This window comes from Breznakia sp. PFB1-19, from assembly GCF_029893935.1.
GTDB lineage: Bacteria > Bacillota_I > Bacilli_A > Erysipelotrichales > Erysipelotrichaceae > Breznakia > Breznakia blatticola.
Genome location: NZ_JARXXJ010000004.1, coordinates 32,703 through 49,812, shown reverse-complemented (window position 1 = coordinate 49,812; position 17,110 = coordinate 32,703). Strand labels below are relative to the sequence as shown.

The 17,110-nt window shown below is 34.4% G+C and carries 14 protein-coding genes; 11 read left to right on the top strand and 3 right to left on the bottom strand.

What is annotated here, in order from left to right; all coding sequences use genetic code 11:
* Positions 1–38: 38 nt before the first annotated feature.
* The 9 genes from rapZ (at position 39) to M2098_RS03235 (ending at position 12,816) form a co-directional block, all read left to right on the top strand.
* Entirely contained in the window at positions 39–893 is an 855-nt protein-coding gene (gene rapZ / locus M2098_RS03275) for an RNase adapter RapZ (protein ID WP_134169158.1), read from the top strand.
* Positions 894–1,826 (top strand): uridine diphosphate-N-acetylglucosamine-binding protein YvcK, encoded by a 933-nt coding sequence (gene yvcK, locus M2098_RS03270; RefSeq protein ID WP_280681679.1) that lies wholly within the window; start codon positions 894–896, stop codon positions 1,824–1,826.
* Positions 1,827–1,841: 15 nt separating this feature from the next.
* The gene (whiA, locus tag M2098_RS03265; RefSeq protein WP_280681677.1) at positions 1,842–2,777 is read left to right on the top strand and encodes a DNA-binding protein WhiA; all 936 of its coding nucleotides are present in this window, start codon (positions 1,842–1,844) and stop codon (positions 2,775–2,777) included.
* A 9-nt stretch (positions 2,778–2,786) separates the two neighbouring features.
* Entirely contained in the window at positions 2,787–3,062 is a 276-nt protein-coding gene (locus tag M2098_RS03260; RefSeq protein WP_280681675.1) for a hypothetical protein, read from the top strand.
* On the top strand, positions 3,062–3,976 hold the full coding sequence (locus tag M2098_RS03255; protein ID WP_280681673.1) for a GNAT family N-acetyltransferase: 915 nt from the start codon (positions 3,062–3,064) through the stop codon (positions 3,974–3,976). The genes M2098_RS03260 and M2098_RS03255 overlap by 1 nt, the downstream gene beginning before the upstream one ends.
* A 114-nt stretch (positions 3,977–4,090) precedes the next feature.
* Positions 4,091–5,509, top strand: a complete 1,419-nt coding sequence (locus tag M2098_RS03250) for an MATE family efflux transporter (RefSeq protein WP_280681672.1) — start codon at positions 4,091–4,093, stop codon at positions 5,507–5,509.
* Between the two features lie 124 nt (positions 5,510–5,633).
* Positions 5,634–6,953 (top strand): class II D-tagatose-bisphosphate aldolase, non-catalytic subunit, encoded by a 1,320-nt coding sequence (locus M2098_RS03245; protein ID WP_280681826.1) that lies wholly within the window; start codon positions 5,634–5,636, stop codon positions 6,951–6,953.
* A gap of 161 nt (positions 6,954–7,114) precedes the next feature.
* Entirely contained in the window at positions 7,115–8,278 is a 1,164-nt protein-coding gene (nagA, locus tag M2098_RS03240; protein WP_280681671.1) for an N-acetylglucosamine-6-phosphate deacetylase, read from the top strand.
* Between the two features lie 224 nt (positions 8,279–8,502).
* Positions 8,503–12,816 carry a hypothetical protein gene (locus M2098_RS03235; RefSeq protein WP_280681669.1) on the top strand — a complete coding sequence of 1,438 codons (4,314 nt, stop codon included), beginning with the start codon at positions 8,503–8,505 and terminating at the stop codon, positions 12,814–12,816.
* A gap of 59 nt (positions 12,817–12,875) precedes the next feature.
* Here the strand turns inward: M2098_RS03235 and M2098_RS03230 are convergent, their stop codons facing one another.
* Together M2098_RS03230 and M2098_RS03225 are read right to left on the bottom strand one after the other, a co-directional pair.
* Positions 12,876–13,472 carry a hypothetical protein gene (locus M2098_RS03230; RefSeq protein ID WP_280681668.1) on the bottom strand — a complete coding sequence of 199 codons (597 nt, stop codon included), beginning with the start codon at positions 13,470–13,472 and terminating at the stop codon, positions 12,876–12,878.
* Positions 13,473–13,483: 11 nt separating this feature from the next.
* Positions 13,484–14,002 carry a hypothetical protein gene (locus tag M2098_RS03225; RefSeq protein WP_280681666.1) on the bottom strand — a complete coding sequence of 173 codons (519 nt, stop codon included), beginning with the start codon at positions 14,000–14,002 and terminating at the stop codon, positions 13,484–13,486.
* A gap of 152 nt (positions 14,003–14,154) precedes the next feature.
* Here M2098_RS03225 and M2098_RS03220 point away from each other — a divergent pair, with 152 nt between their 5' ends.
* On the top strand, positions 14,155–15,330 hold the full coding sequence (locus M2098_RS03220) for an SIS domain-containing protein (protein WP_280681664.1): 1,176 nt from the start codon (positions 14,155–14,157) through the stop codon (positions 15,328–15,330).
* Positions 15,331–15,343: 13 nt separating this feature from the next.
* Positions 15,344–15,775, top strand: a complete 432-nt coding sequence (gene agaF, locus M2098_RS03215; RefSeq protein ID WP_280681662.1) for a PTS galactosamine/N-acetylgalactosamine transporter subunit IIA — start codon at positions 15,344–15,346, stop codon at positions 15,773–15,775.
* A gap of 98 nt (positions 15,776–15,873) precedes the next feature.
* On the opposite strand, the gene M2098_RS03210 is transcribed toward agaF, so the two are convergent.
* A complete protein-coding gene (locus M2098_RS03210) occupies positions 15,874–17,046 on the bottom strand; it encodes a helix-turn-helix transcriptional regulator (RefSeq protein ID WP_280681660.1) in 1,173 nt (390 codons plus the stop codon).
* Positions 17,047–17,110: the final 64 nt, after the last annotated feature.

Genomic DNA, 17,110 nt, shown 5'->3' with positions numbered 1-17,110 from the left:
GCTATAATATTTGCAAGGTGGTGGGTGTTATGGAAGTAATGAAAAAGCAGAATATTATCTTAGTCACTGGGATGTCTGGTGCAGGAAAAACAAGTGCTATTGGTGTACTAGAAGATATGGGATATCACTGTATCGATATGTTTCCTGTGCAACTCTTAGATGAACTAGGAAAGATTATTAGTGATGAACATGATCCGCGATATCAAAATATTGCATTTGCGACAAGTGCACAAGATTATCAAAAGTTCCTTTCTTATTTTGAAGGACGCGATAAAAATGTACGTGTTGTTTATTTAGATGCAAGCAATGAAGAACTACTAAAACGCTATAAATTCACAAGACGTAATCATCCACTTATTGTCAGTGGAAAAGCAAATACATTAGAAGAAGCAATTGAAGCTGAGCGTGACTTGTTTAACGATATTAACTATCGTAAAGTCATTCATATTGACACGACAAAACTATCAATTAAAGCATTACGTGAGATGTTAGAATCACGCCTTGCCATTGACGCGAAAAATAGTTTTGTTATTTCATTTGTTTCCTTCGGTTATAAAAATGGGGTTCCTTTAGATGCCGATTTAATGTTTGATGTCAGATTCTTACCAAATCCATATTGGATTGAAAGTATGCGAAATCAAACCGGAGATGACAAAGATGTCTATGACTTTGTCATGGAAAAAGAAGAAACAAAAGAGTATCTTACGCACTTATTACCGTTTTTGGATTACTCGTTTGAACAGTATAAAAACGAAGGGAAAAATCACTTAACAGTAACGATAGGTTGTACCGGTGGACAACACCGTAGTGTAACACTTGTGAATTACTTATTTGATCATTATCGCAATCGCTATAAATGTCACAAGGGACATCGAGATAAAAAGGTGGACTAAATGAAAAATGTTGTTGTAATTGGAGGAGGGACAGGACAGTCTGTTATCTTACGCGGAATCAAAGATATTGAAAATATAAAATTGACAACGATTGTGACAGTAGCTGATGATGGAGGAAGTACTGGACGTTTACGTGATGCATATCAAATCCCAGCGATGGGAGATATTCGTAACGTTATGATTGCTTTAGCAGAAAGTGAAACACTTCTATCTTCACTGATGGATTTTCGCTTTGACGGGAAAGGGGATCTTTCTGGGCATAACTTAGGTAACTTACTTCTTACGGCTTTAACGCAAATTAGTGGGAACTTTTTAGAAGCGATTCAAACGTTCTCACGTGTCTTACGGGTGAAAGGGGAGATTGTCCCATCAACAACCCAAATCGTGACACTGATGGCTATTATGGAAGATGGAACAAAGGTTGCAGGAGAAAGCAACATACCAAAGTTTCATAACCGTATTGATAAAGTATATTATGATGAAAAAGTGTATGCCACAAAGCGTGCGGTGTCAGCCATAACCAATGCAGATTACATTATTTTTGGAATTGGAAGTTTGTATACAAGTATTTTACCAAACATCATTATTCCAGAAATTATCTCCGCTTTAAAATCGAGTAAAGCAAAAACGATTTACTTTTGTAATGCGATGAGTCAACCTGGAGAAACCGATCACTTTACGATGGAAGATCATGTTGAAGCATTAGAAAAGCATACCTATAAGGGGATCATTGATACGGTGGTTACCCACAATAATATCTTGCATGAGGAAACATTAGATCGTTATCGCAAACAAGATAGTTATCCAATATGGCAAGCAGGAAATGAACATCCATACGAAGTTGTGAAATACAACTTGTTGAAATTTGACGACGGTTTGATTCGTCATGATAGTATGAAAATCAAACGCGCGTTTGAAGAAATATTGAAATAGTTAGGAGTGAATGAAGTGTCCTTCACAAGTGATGTAAAAAAAGAAATATGCCTTTATGACTGGAATGACGAATGTAAAAAAGCACTATTAAGTGCATTTTTGCAGTTAAGTGCTTCACTTCATTTTACTAGTGAGGGTACGTCGATTAGTGCACAAACAGAAAATGTCTCTACTGCTAAATACATTTACCAAATCATCAAAGAATTGTATCAAGTTGAAACACAGTTATCGATTATTAAAAAGATGAAACTGAAGAAAAACAATATCTATGTGATTCGTATTAAAACCAAAGCCTTAGAGATTTTAAAAGATTTGGATATTATGAATGATGAAGGATTAAATGAAACACCAAGCAAGAAAATCGTGAAAAATGAAGATTGTGTACGTGCATATTTAGCGGGAGCTTTTTTATCCAACGGAAGTGTGAACTCGCCAGTTAAAAGTAACTATCATCTAGAAATATCTACTACACATACGGCACTTGCAAAATATCTAGCAAAGCAAATGAACCGTTTCTATTTATCTGCGAAAGTCACAAAACGTAGAAATCATGAAATGGTGTACATTAAAGCAAGTGATAAGATAAGTGATTTTCTAAAGATTGTAGGTGCAAGTAGTTCTTTATTTGCATTTGAAGATACACGAATTCAAAGAGATTTTATGAATTCACTAACAAGACTTGATAATTGTGAACTTGCCAATGAAGTAAAAACAATTAAGGCAGCTCAAAAACAATTGGAAGATATTGACTGGATTGATAATTATGGTGGACTGGAAAATCTACCAGAAGGATTGAAGCGTGTTGCATATACACGCAAAGAACATCCAGAAGCAAATTTAAATGAGTTATGTCAGTTCTATGAAGAACAGTATAATGAAAGTATTTCAAAATCGGGAATTCGTCACCGCTTAAATAAGATACGTGACATTGCCCAGGATTATAAACGATAGGAGTTACTTATGGAAAGTTTGAAAAAGATATTAGCTGCCATTTTAACCGTTTTAATTATTATTTGGTTAATTCCAGTTATTGCATGGTTAGTTGTACTTCTACTAATCGTGGGGATTTGTTTATATGCGTATTACCGATATAAACTTCGTAAAATGATGAATGATGCAGAATATCCATATTATCACTCACGTGATGATTACGAACAAGAAAGAGATCAAGCAAATGGATCACGTATTGATCCAGATGTAATTGATGTTGAGTATACAGAGAGGGAAGAAGAGTAATGGTTGAGATTGCAACAGAGAAAGAAAAAGAAGAGTTATTGCTGCTAAATGTGCAAAATCACCCAGCAAAAGATCAAGTGTTCTTCGAACAATATTTTCAAGATCAATTCAGTAGAAATAAAACCTACTTTTTAGAAAATGATACACGAATTTATGCAACGATGTCTTTTCAAGAACATCCATTGCGTTTTCAAGATAAAGTACTTTTATGTAGTTATATCTTTGGTGTTGCAACCCATGTCGATTATCGCAATCAAGGAGCGATGAGTGAATTGATGCACTATGTTCTTGATGAGTGTTCACAAAATTACTTGCTGACATTTATTGAAGCATACAATCCAAAGATCTATGAGAAATATGGCTTTCGTACCGTTTCGTATCGTAAAAAACTGCATTTAAGTCAAAAAGATATTCGTATCAAAGATCTTAAAGGGATTTCTACACATGTTGATATTGATGTCATGGTGTATTTATATCAAGAGTTTGCCAAACGTTTTGATTGTTACTACATCCGAGATCGTGAATACTATTTACGATATGTTGAAGCGATTGAGAAAAATGGTGGAGCCATTTGTATGTGCTATGATGAAGAAAATCAACCGTTAGGGTATGCAGTATCGTATGAAAAAGGAGATGTGATTGAAGTAGATGAAGTCATCTATTTAGACTCACATACACTGAGTAAACTGCTTCGTTATTCTTTGCAAGATAAAGAGAATATTATCGTTGAAGTATCAAGTAATGAAAGAATTGAAAAGATTTATAAAAACGTCGTTCCACGAACAACTTCGTGCGTAATGGCGCGCATCAACAATGTTCCGTTGTATGAAAAACTATACGATGTAAAAATACGAAGTGTCGATGAAGCCTTCTATAAATTAAAAAAACCAGTATTGTTAGATGAAAAGTGTTAAAAAATGCTTACACATGAAAAAAATATGTGGTAGTATAACCTTCGTCGAGTAGCAAAAGCGTAAGTCCAGATGTGGATTTACGTTTTTTTTACGGATAGAGGGAGAGATTTTTTTATGAATACAAATGATTATATGACAACTGAAAAAACAAGCGTATTAATGCGCAAATATACGATTCCGTGTATTATTTCTTTACTAGTGGGGGCACTTTACAATATTGTGGACCAAATCTTTATCGCAAATGCAGATTACTTAGGTTCTTTTGGAAATGCTGCCAATACCGTAGTATATCCATTAACGATAATTGCACTAGCTATTGCCGTTATGATTGGAGATGGAGCATGTGCTTTTATTAGTATCCGCTTAGGAAAAAAAGAACATAAACCAGCGAGTGTTAGTGTAGGAAATGCAATTGTATTATCACTTATTGCAAGTGTTGCTTTGATGGTACTATACTTAGTTTTCCAACAAGATATCGTACGTATGTTTGGGGGAGCAATTAACGAGCAAACTTTTGAATTATCAAATGAATACTTCTTTTTCATCACAATTGGTTTACCGTTCTACATGTTAGGACAAACGTTAAATCCAATTATTCGTGCAGATGGAAATCCAAAATATGCAATGTTTGCGACACTATCAGGAGCTTTATGTAATGTGATTTTGGATCCAATTTTTATCTTTGTGTTCCGTTGGGGAATGATGGGTGCAGCACTTGCGACAATAATTGGACAAATTCTTAGTTTTGCATTATCAGTGATTTACTTATTTAAGCTACAACGTTTGGAACTAAGAAAATCATATTTCATCTTAAAACTAAAATATGTAAAATCAATTCTAGAACTTGGATTTTGTAGTTTCATCTCACAATTATCAATCGTGGTATCTATTGCAGCAATCAATAATATGATTCAAACCTATGGTGCTCTTGATACAATATTCTCACAAGAGATGTATGCACATATTCCAATGGCAATTGTTGGAATTGTAATGAAGTTCTTTGGTATTGTCTTGTCGATTGTGATTGGATTAGCAGCAGGAAGTATTCCACTTGTTGGTTACAATTTAGGAGCAAACCGTAAAGATCGAGTAAAAGAAATGTTTGTAAGTTTAATGAAAATTGAAGCAATTGTTGGAGCAATTGGTTTACTAGTTGTAGAACTATTCCCAAATACACTACTTAATATCTTTGGGGCGCAAAGTGAAAGTGTCTACTATACAGCCTTTGGAATAAAAACGTTCCGTATGTATTTAAGTATGTTGATTTTTGCATCAGTGAATAAAGGAATGTTCATTTTCTTACAATCTTTAGGTAAATCCTTAATGTCTACGGTTTTATCACTAATTCGTGAAATCGTATTAGGAGTTGGACTTGTCATGATCTTGCCACGATTCTTTGGCTTGGATGGAATTTTATATTCTATGCCAATTGCGGATTTCGTAACATTTATTCTAGTTGCTTTTTTGATTGTTCATACATACCAAAGTATAAGTGAGAAAAGCAGTTTACAAGTAGAAGCGGCTACATCATAAGATTTGTCCATTTTTAAAGCTTTGTTTGTCTTTTTTAGCACATTTTTTATGTTAACTAACAAACTCTGTGTACAATACATGCATAATCTTCTAAGAGTGATATAATGCAATTGATGGAGGAATCATTATGAATCAAAACCCTTTAAAACAAATTGTTAAACTACAGAAAGAAGGAAACGCTGTAGGAATTTACTCATGTTGTAGTGCAAATAAATATGTCGTCGAAGCGGTCTTAAAACGCGGAAAAGAAGATGACTCTTGTGTGCTTATTGAAAGTACTGCAAACCAAGTTGACCAATTTGGTGGATATACTGGAATGAACCCACAAGCATTTATGGACTACGTATGTGACATTGCCAAAACATATGACTTCAATATGAAGAAATTGTTCATGGGAGGTGACCATTTAGGACCACTAACATGGGCACACTTACCAGAAAAAGAAGCAATGAAAAATGCCGAAGATCTTGTTCGTGCATATGTATTAGCAGGATTCACAAAAATCCACATTGATACATCTATGAAAGTTGCTGATGATGATCCAAATACACGCTTAAGTGATGAAAAAATTGCAGAACGTGGAGTACGACTAGCAAAAGTGGCAGAAGCTGCTTATGCAGAATACGTGGAAAGTCACCCAGATGCATTCCAACCAGTTTACATCGTTGGTAGTGAAGTACCAATCCCTGGTGGAGTACAAGGTGATGGAGAAGGTATGCAAGTCACAAGTGTTGCTGACTTTAAAGCAACAGAAGCATTATTTGAAGATGCATTTAAAAATGCAGGTTTAGAAAAAGCTTGGGACAATGTAATTGGATTTGTTGTACAACCTGGTATTGAAGAAAAAGATGCAGGATGTACAGAATATGATCGTGCAAAAGCTGCAGACTTAATGGCTTCAATTAAAGAATATCCAACCTTAGTATTTGAAGGACACTCTAGTGACTATCAAACAAAATACAAACTTCGTGAATTAATCGAAGATGGAGTTGGAATCTTAAAAGTTGGACCTGGTTTAACGTTCATGGCTAGAGAAGCACTATTTGCTTTAGCATATGCAGAAAAAGAAATCTATGCAGATCGTCCAGAAATGCAAAGTCACTTTATTGAAGTGTTAGATAAAGTTATGTTAGAAGATCCAAGTCGTTGGCAAAAATACTACACAGGTAATGAAAATGAAATTCGTATCAAACGTAAATTCTCATTCTCAGACCGTTCCCGTTACTACATGCAAAATGCAGAAGTTGTAGGTGCAATTGATTTACTTATGAAAAACATGAAGGATGGAGTTCCTTTAAACTTATTAAGTCAATTTATGCCAATTCAATATACAAAAGTACGTGAAGGATTCCTTACAAATGATCCAGAAGAACTTGTAAGAGATCGTGTAATTAACTGTATTGACGAATACTTATTCGCAACACACCAAAAAGAAATATTCTAATGGTATGAGTTTCTCTTTTTGAGGAACTCATTTTCTAAAGTAGATGAAATATAGACAAGAAAACAAAAAAGATAAACTTATTATCAAAAAAGATAAGCATTTATCGTTCGTTTTCGTCTAGAAAGATGTATAATGCAAGTACAAAGATGGAGGAATGCCTAATGATAATTCAAAGTAAAAAGGTTTGGATTGCAGGACAATTTATCCCTGCACAAATCGACGTAGAAAACGACAAAATTGTTGGTATCTACGATTATGGTGAAAAAACTGTTGATAAAGACTATGGTGAAAACCGTATTGTCCCAGGATTTATCGATATTCACTGTCATGGTGCATATTCATTTGATACAAATGATGCGCAACCAGAAGGTTTATTAAACTGGGTAAAACACATTCCAGGTGAAGGTGTTACTGCCTTATATCCAACAACGATTACACAAAGTAAAGAAGTACTTAGTGAAGCATGTGAAAACGTTGCAAATGTAATGGAAAAAGGCGATTATGAAGGTGCAGAAATTATGGGGATTCACTTTGAAGGTCCATTCCTAGATATGCAATATAAAGGTGCACAACCGCCTGAACATATTCGTAAACCAAATGTAGACGAATTTAAAGAATTCCAAAAAGCCGCGAAAGGTCATATTAAAATTATGACAATGGCAACAGAACACGATGATGACTTCAAACTTACAGAGTATGCAAGTCAAAATGGTGTAATGGTAAGTATGGGACACTCAGGTGCAACATACGAACAAGCAGTTATGGGTGTTGCTCATGGGGCAAAATCAATGACGCACGTATTTAATGGAATGTCTCCATTCCACCACCGTAATCCAGGATTGGTTGGTGCAGCTATGCGTATGCGTGATGTATATGGTGAATGTATTTGTGATGGAAACCACAGTAATCTAAATGCGGTAAATGATTTATTTATGGCAAAAGGACGTGACCACATGATTATGATTACGGATGCATTAATGGCAAAAGGTTGTCCAATTGGATCACACCACATGTTTGGTGGACATGAAATTGAAATCTATCCTGATGGAAGTGCACACTTAATTGAAGGTGTAAAAAGTTTAGCTGGTTCAACATTGCATGTAAACCACGGACTTAAATTGCTAGTCGAAGAAGCACTTATTCCATTTGACTATGCACTAAACTCTTGTACATTAAACCCAGCACGTGCACTAGGTATTGATGACCGTAAAGGTAAAATCTGTACTGGACATGATGCGGACTTAGTTGTACTAGATCCTAACTACGATGTTGTGGATACATACTGTCGTGGTAAACTTCATGTAAAAGATGGAGACGCAAAATAAAATCTGTAATTGACTCATCTACTGATTCATTAGAATCAGAGGTGGGTCTTTTTCTTTTCTTTCTTTCAAATCATGATATATAAATTATTTCATATTATTAGTTGATAATCATAATTACATCATATATAATGTCGCTTGTGTAATTTGTATGATACAAAATACACATCTAACATATGGGGATTTAACATGCGTATGTGTGCAAAAAAAGAGAAGGAGCAAACGGAATGAATAGAATGAAAAAGATAAAAATAAAGTTCTTAAATTATGCATTGTTGGTAACTGTTGTTGGATTACTATGTATAAATGTGACTTTTGTACAACTATCAAAAGATAATAAAGTTCTTATGAAGCAAGAACAATATGTAAAAATAGAGTACGATGACGAGCAAACTGAAAAAAATGAGAATAATGAGAGCCATATTGTAACTCGATCGAGTGGAAATCAATTTGTGATTACGATTGATGAAGAACCTACAGGTGCAGAATATATTATCAATAGTAAAAAGGTTGCACCTTTGCGAGTTTCAGGTCATGTTGAAGGAAAACCAAGTTCAACTTTTACATATTCCTGGTCAGTAAATGATAAACCAACAGTTGACGGGTGGAAGAAAATTGAAGGTGCAGATCAAGCAACATATACACCTCCCGTTAATGAGGTTGGGACAAAATATTATCGTGTAATGTTAGGGACTATGGTTTATGATGGTGCCTTTGTGCCATACATAGGATTAAGTAAAGCAGTCGCAATTAGGGTGCATGATGTTGCAAAAACTCCAGTGATTGAAATGCAACCAGTAGACTCAACATATATTCAAAATGAGGCTGCTAATGCATTAAGTGTAAAAGCCAAAGCGATTGATGATGGTACATTATCGTATCAATGGTTTGTGACAAATAGCAATGGCAATACACAAGGAACTAAAATCACAGGTGCTACAAATAGTAGTTATATTCCAAGCACAAGTGAGGTAGGAACAAAATATTACTACGTAGTAGTAAGAAATACTGGTTTTGATAATACCACTGCTACGGTGAATAGTGTGCCTGCAAAAATTGTGGTTAAAAAAGTAACACCAACTCCAGTTATTACAAAGCAACCAGTAGGTGCAAAGTTAGCCAAAGGTGAGACAAATCATAAACTAGATGTGACAGCTAGTGTTCTTGGGGGAGGAACATTAACATATACATGGTTTTCAAATACGAAAAAAAGTATAGATGGTGCTACAAAAATACATGAAGGAAAAGATAACTATTTTGAGGTGCCAACGACTTCATTAGGTAATCTATATTATTATGTAATCGTATCGAATGAACAAGATGGTCAAAAAAAGAGTGTTACCAGTGATATCGTTGAAGTAAATGTTTGTGAGGCTGAAATTCCCAACATTACAAAGCAACCGATATCTACGGCATATCTTGAGGGGCAAAATGCAGTTAAACTTGAAGTGATAGCAGAAAATACTGATGATGGAAATCTAACATATCAATGGTATAAAAATACAAAAAATAGTACATCAGGAGGAATTTTGATTGATGAAGCAATACAATCTACATATCTTCCAAATACAACAGATGTGGGTTCCACTTACTACTATGTACAAGTAAGTAATACATGGAAAACAAGTGTAAAAACAGTTGTAAGTAAAACTGCAAAGGTGGATGTTCTTGCAAAAGCACAAGCTCCTAGTATTACGCAACAACCTAGAAATCTTAAATTTATTGAAGATAAAATTAGTGGAGCACTTGAAGTGCAAGCAAAGTCAATAGATGGCGGAGCTTTGACATATCAATGGTATCAACATGACCATAGCGCTGGAGGAAAAGGAACTAAAATTTTAAATGCAACACAAGCAAGATATGTTCCGCTTACTCAACCACTAGGTATAAAATACTATTCAGTTGTGATTACAAATGAATTGAATTCTACAGTTGCATCAATAGAAAGCGAACGCGTTTCTGTGACATTAAGTAGTAAAGCACAAAAACCAATTATTGTGGAGCAACCCAAAGAAGTAATATATGGACAAGGGGCTAAAGCAGATCCGTTACAAGTAATTGCTACAGTGTTTGATGGGGGAACTCTAACTTATCAGTGGTACAAAAATACAGCAAGAACAACAGCAAATGATGTTGAAATGATTGGTGAGACAATGGATTTTATTACTCCTGACACAAGTGAAATTGGGGAAACGTATTATAATGTAATGGTTTCAAACCATTTGGGAAAAGGATATGCAGCACAACGAAGTAAAATTGTAAAAGTTGAAGTCGTACCTGCAGCACAAAAACCAATCATCGAAGTACAGCCAAAAGATGCGATTTATGAAATGCATCAACAAATAAATGTATTGAATGTTGATGCAAAGGTAGAAGATGGTGGGGCTTTAAGTTATCAGTGGTACGAATTCGAGTCAACAGATGGTGATAAAAAGCAACCAATTCAAGGGGCGACAAGCAAAACGTACAAACCATCAATAAAAACGATAGGAAAAAAAGCGTATAGTGTTGTGGTTACGAATACACGCTATGGAACAACGAAATCAACAGAGAGTAAGAAAGTTGAAATTCAAGTAGTTGAGCCAACCGAAAAACCAACGATTACAGAGCAACCAAAATCAAAGATTTATAGACAAAATGAAAAATCACAACCACTACAAGTAGTTGCGTCGACAAAACAAGATGGTGTGATAACGTATCAATGGTATCAAAATAAGAGTAAAGATAGTGTTGGTGCAACTGCAATTATGAATGCTACAAGTAGTTCCTATAGACCAAGTACAAACGCGATAGGACATTTATATTATTATGTTGTGATTACAAATACGAATCATGGGATTTCTAGAGAAGTAACTAGTGAAATTTCAGACATTGAAGTCATCAAACCAGCTGTAGTTCCAACAATCACAAGTCATCCCAAAGATGCTTGCTATGTTGAAGGTGAATCAGCACAAACGCTTACTGTGAAAGTAAGCAAATCAGATGCGGGTACATTAAGTTATCAATGGTATCAAAGTGATGTTAGAGATACTTCGAAAGCAACAGCAATCGAAGGGGCTAATCAAGCAGTCTATACACCAAGTACAAAGGATATTAAAACGACATATTACTATGTAAAGATAACGAATACAGTATTAGATACAACAGCAGAAGTAACAAGTGATGCTGCACAAATCGAAGTTGTTGAAAAAGCAAAGAAACCAGTGATAAACAAACAACCTGAAAATGCAAAGTTTTTAACTAATACTGATGTAGCTTTTTTAGAAGTGAATGCAACTACAACTAATGGAACACTAAGTTATCAGTGGTATGAAAGTGCTAGTCCAAACTTGACTAATGGAAAGGCAATTGCAGGTGCAACAAAACCTACATATTCGCCAAATATCGACAAAGAATCAATACGAAATTATTACGTAACAGTAACAAACACATTAAATGGTACTACTGCAAGTTTGATAAGTAACGTTGCGACAATTACAGTTATTGATGAACCAAAAGTACCAACAATTCATCAGCAACCACAAGGTGCAAGATATTTTGTAAATGGTACAGCGGAGCACTTATTTGTAGATGTTGAAATCTCTGATGGTGGAATGCTAAATTATCAATGGTATGTATCGAAAACAAAAAACTTTGATGATGCAATATTGATTGCAAATGCAACTGCAGATGGATATCTGCCAAAGACGGATGAAAAGGGAATCTACTATTATTGGGTTAAGATTACAAATACACGTAAAGGGGAAGCAAGGCATACTATAAGTGATGCAGCAAGAATTATGGTTGTTCAACCAGCAGCAATACCAATTATTCACAAACATCCAGAAAATAGCACATACAAACAAGGTGAAACACCGCTTGCTTTACATGTACAAGCAAGTGTAGAAGATGGTGGGAAATTAACATATCAGTGGTATGAGAAAACAAGTGAAAATCTAGAAGATAACTTGATAGATACTGTAACATCTCATACCTTCACACCTGATATAACATCCATTGGTTCTACATCATATTATGTGGTAGTAACAAATACGCTTGATGATCAAATTAGTCAAGTAACAAGTGAAGTTGCTACTATCAAAGTAGAACAAAAAGAAGAACTAATGATGGAGCCAAAAGAAAAAAATCCTTCACCTAGTGAGGAAACAAATATAATGACACCTACATCTCCAGAACTAGGAACGAGTGGTGATGTAGATGGATTAATACCTAGTACTAATGAATCAAGTACAAATGTGAATGCGGCACAAGAAACAAAAAATGTAGAACAAGCATCAACTCAAAATAATCAAGTTGAAAATCAACAGGGTGTGACAAAAGATGAAGTCAAAAACACAAATAACGATCAACATCACAAATCAAAAACTGCCAATACAAATAAAGATATGCTAACTCTATCTGACGATCATAAAGAATGGAATACTAGCGCATATATTTTAATGGGTGCACTTTTACTTACATTATTTGGATTATTCTTCTTACTCTTTATTTTATGGAAACGTAAAAAAGATGACGAAGAAAATGAAGAGCAAACAGCATAAGAACATTAGATACTAGCACAAAAAAGCTTGACTCAATCATAGAGCCAAGCTTTTATTCGTTATTTAATATCTTCTTTCATTAAATCTTTAGAGATATCCGCATATTTTTTAGCGTTTATTTTCTCACCTTTGTTATCGTATTGCACCGATAATAAGTAAGCAGTAACACCTTTTGCTGTGCTATCTTGCATTTCGTATTGTTCTAACATTTCATCAATGTAGTTTGATTTTTTCATCATAAAGATATCATAAATACGTTGTGCCTCAGCTTCCATTGCCGGATGATCAAGTGTTTTAACTAAATCTAAAGCTTCTTTAGCTTTTCCTGGTTTTTCAACACCTACATAGTAATTAAATGTCTTCATATACAAATCTTCTTTTTGTTTTCTTGAAATTTTGTAACTTAACAGTTTTTGTAAGGTTGCTTCAATTTTCTTTTCGTCATTTTGAATCACGTAAGCATTCAAACGCAAGTAATCAAGATTGAATTGTGGATACAAATATCTTGACAGTGGTGCATCTACAAGTTCTTCGAATGATTTAAAATCTCCAGCTTGTAAAAGTGTTAGCATTTTTTTGAATTGTTTACGTTTTAGTACTTGTATAATAATCGTTGATAATGCAACGACAACAATTGCGATAATGATAAAAGTCATGAGTCTTCTCCTTATTTCTTAACTAATGCAAGTATATATCGTACTGCCATGTATCCACTAAGTGCTGAAATCACAAATGAAGCGATTGCAATAAGGATATTTGTTTCTAAATACTTGCCTAAAAAGACATTAATAATTAATAAAATAGATAGTGCGATGTACAAACATACACGTAGAATTAGTCCACCTGTATCGATGTTCTTAGCTTCACTTACTGATGGTCGAGCATTACTTGGATTGAAACTCTTAATTTGAGTAGTTCGAGATAAGAATTTTCGATAGTTCCATTCCATATATCCATAACCACCTACAGCAACAAGTAAGGACATCCAAATATTAAAATTAAATAAAGACTGACAGAATACAAATGCAATTAGTCCAATCGTATAACGATAGCTTAATGCTTGGTAACGAGAGGTTAATTCGTTAGGGATGATGTATCCAGTTTTTGTTCGCTTGTTGTAGTAAATTGCACGGTTGTGTTTATCATAGTATATATTTCTTCCGTTTAAAACGATTTCTTTAGCCATAATATATTTCACCTCTAGAGTTTATTATATAGTCTTCATTGTGTAATATCCATAATAAATTAGCAAATCATTTGCACAAATTAACAAATCAAGGCGTATTTATTGAATTATAGTGCAAGAGAGTTATAATTCAATTGAGCGGAGGTATTAAAATGATTTATAACGTATCAATAGATGAATTGAAAAAAGAAAATGCGTTTTGGACGGCAAGTGAAATTCACCAACAACCAGAAACGTGGAAAAAAACGTTAGCGCAAGTAGAAAGTGAAAAAGATGCGATCCAAGCATTTATCAATAAGGTAATCACACAAGATGACTTTGATGTTATCTTAACTGGTGCTGGAACAAGTGAATTTGTTGGGAATGCAGTATTCTCATACTTAAACACAAAACTAAACAATAAGGCACGTTCTTATGCAACAACGGACATTGTTGCTTGCCCAGAAAACTACCTATCACGTACGAAACCAACCTTACTTATTTCGTATGGACGTTCAGGAAACTCTCCTGAATCTGTAGCAGCAGTTGAAGTTGCAAACGTGGTTTGTGAAAACATTTACCACCTATTTATTACATGTAACCATGAAGGTGCATTATCAGAATTTGCAAAAGGTAAAGACAACTGTTATGCAATTAACTTAACACCAGAAACGCATGACCAAAGTTTTGCGATGACTTCAAGTTTCTCAAACATGTATTTGGCTACGGTATTAAGTTTTAACTTAGATAACTTAGAAGAAATGAAAAACCGTGTGGATGCAATTGTTGCAGGTGTAGATGAATTAGTGAATGAACAATACACATTCCCTGAAATGTTAGTCAGTGGATTTGATTTCAAACGTATTGTATATTTAGGAAGTAATACAAACAAAGGTGTTGCGCAAGAATCAGCATTAAAAATGCTAGAATTAACAGCTGGTGAAGTTGTTACTATGTACGACACACCACTTGGTTTCCGTCATGGACCAAAATCGATTATTGACCCAGAAACACTTACAGTTGTATACTTAAGTGACGATGCTTATACACGTCAGTATGAGATTGATATTCTTAAAGAAATGAGTCCACAACGCAAAGGTAATAAAATTCTTGCGATTTCATCAAGTGAAGATGAACAAGCTGAAGAACTTGTAGATTACTTCTACAGTTTTGACAACAAGGAAAAATTAGAAAATGTATTCTTAGGACTTGAATACATAACTATGGCTCAATTAATTGCATACTACAAAAGCCTTTCACTTGAAAAAACACCAGACAATCCATGTCCAACAGGTGAAGTGAACCGTGTAGTAAAAGGGGTAACAATCTACCCATATGTAAAGAAATAAAAGGAGAAAAATTATGATCGGATTAGTAGTAACAGGACACGGAAATTTCGGGTCAGGGCTTACAAGCTCAGTAAACTTAATTGCTGGAGAACCAGCAAACTATGAATTTGTGGATTTTACAGCAGAAAAAACACCAGAAATCTTAGAAGATGAATTACGCGAAGCATTCGACCGCTTAAAAGAATGTGAAGGAATCATCGTGTTAAGTGACCTTCCAGGTGGTTCACCATTTAAAGTGGCTGCTACACTTGCACAAGGATACAAAGATGTATATGTTTTAGGTGGAACAAACTTACCAATGATTGCTGAATTAACAATGGCAAGAACTATGATTGAAGATGTTCATGCATTAGTAGATATGGCAATTAATACTGGTAAAGATCAAATTGTAAAGTTTGAAATTAAAAAACCAGCGGCTCAAGTAGAACCAACAGACGGAATTTAATTGATACAAGACGGACTTTAGCAGGTCCGTTTTTTTGAACTAACAATGTGTGTAAACAACATCACCAATATAAAAGCAGCTCGATTATTGAGCTGCTTTTAATTATAGATTGTTTTGGCATAGTCACTTGGTGTGATTCCAAATTGTTGTTTGAACTTTCTTGAAAAGTAATGAATTGATGCAAATCCTAGAATGTTTGAAATTTCAGATATTGTATATTTTGATTCCTTGATTAACTGTTTTGATCGATTGAGTTTCAAATCGGAAATGTATTGTTTTGGTGCAGTGTTTAAGTTGGTCTTGAATAATTGTTGTAGACTACTGCGTGATATATTAAATTCACTACATAGATTTTCAATTGTGATTACTGAGTAGATATTGTCATTGATGTGTATTAAAATCTCATTTAATAATTCATTTTCAAATTTTTGCTGCATTGGGCTTGTTTTAACTGGTAAGTCATCAATGTAATCAAAGTACATCAAACGAATTAAGATTTGTTCAAGGTATGAGACAAGTAATTCTCTTTGATAAGGTTCATCACCTTCGCTTGTTTTAACGAAGAGGTTAATCGTATCAAGTATTTCGCGATTTGCTTTAAATACGCGTTGGTTAAGACTGTCTACGTGTTCATTGTCACAACTCATATCAAACATAACTGTTAAATAGGAGCATGTTTGGTCTGCTTTTGTGTATTGGTTATGAAATTGGTTTGGCATATAAAACATTAGATCATATTGACCAAGTTCAAAATCTTGATCTTCTACACGTGTTTGCAGTTCTCCATTATCAATAAAGGTTAGTTCCCAGTGATTAGTAGATTCTCCTGCAAATGAGTAACTTGTGTTTCGCACTTGGTAATAACAGGCAAGCACTTCCTCCACGAAAATACGAGGACGAATTGGCATATATTGAATTGGCTCTTCTAATTTTACTCGATTACGCGTGTAATTCCCAGTTGTTGATATTTCAAGTTTCGCTGAACTTGTAATACTAATGAAATTAAAACGGACACCAGGTTCTAATCGTACGACACGGTGAATGACAAATTTCTCAATTGCACTGTCATCACTGCTTTGTACTAAAAGTAAAACAATTCCTTCGTTAACACGTAAGTATGTGTCACTTTCACTATAATACAAAAAATCAACGCTCTTGTTTGAGATTTTCTTTATCTTTTTACCTGGGGAGAGTATAGAACTGCCTTGTGAGAAGTCTTGGAAAATCTCTCCATATTTTTGAAAGATATAACTTGTTGTTTTTTTAAACATAGCGTATAGTCCTCCCTTGTCTTTTTAGTGTATCACACAAATTAATGAACGCAAAAATGAAATG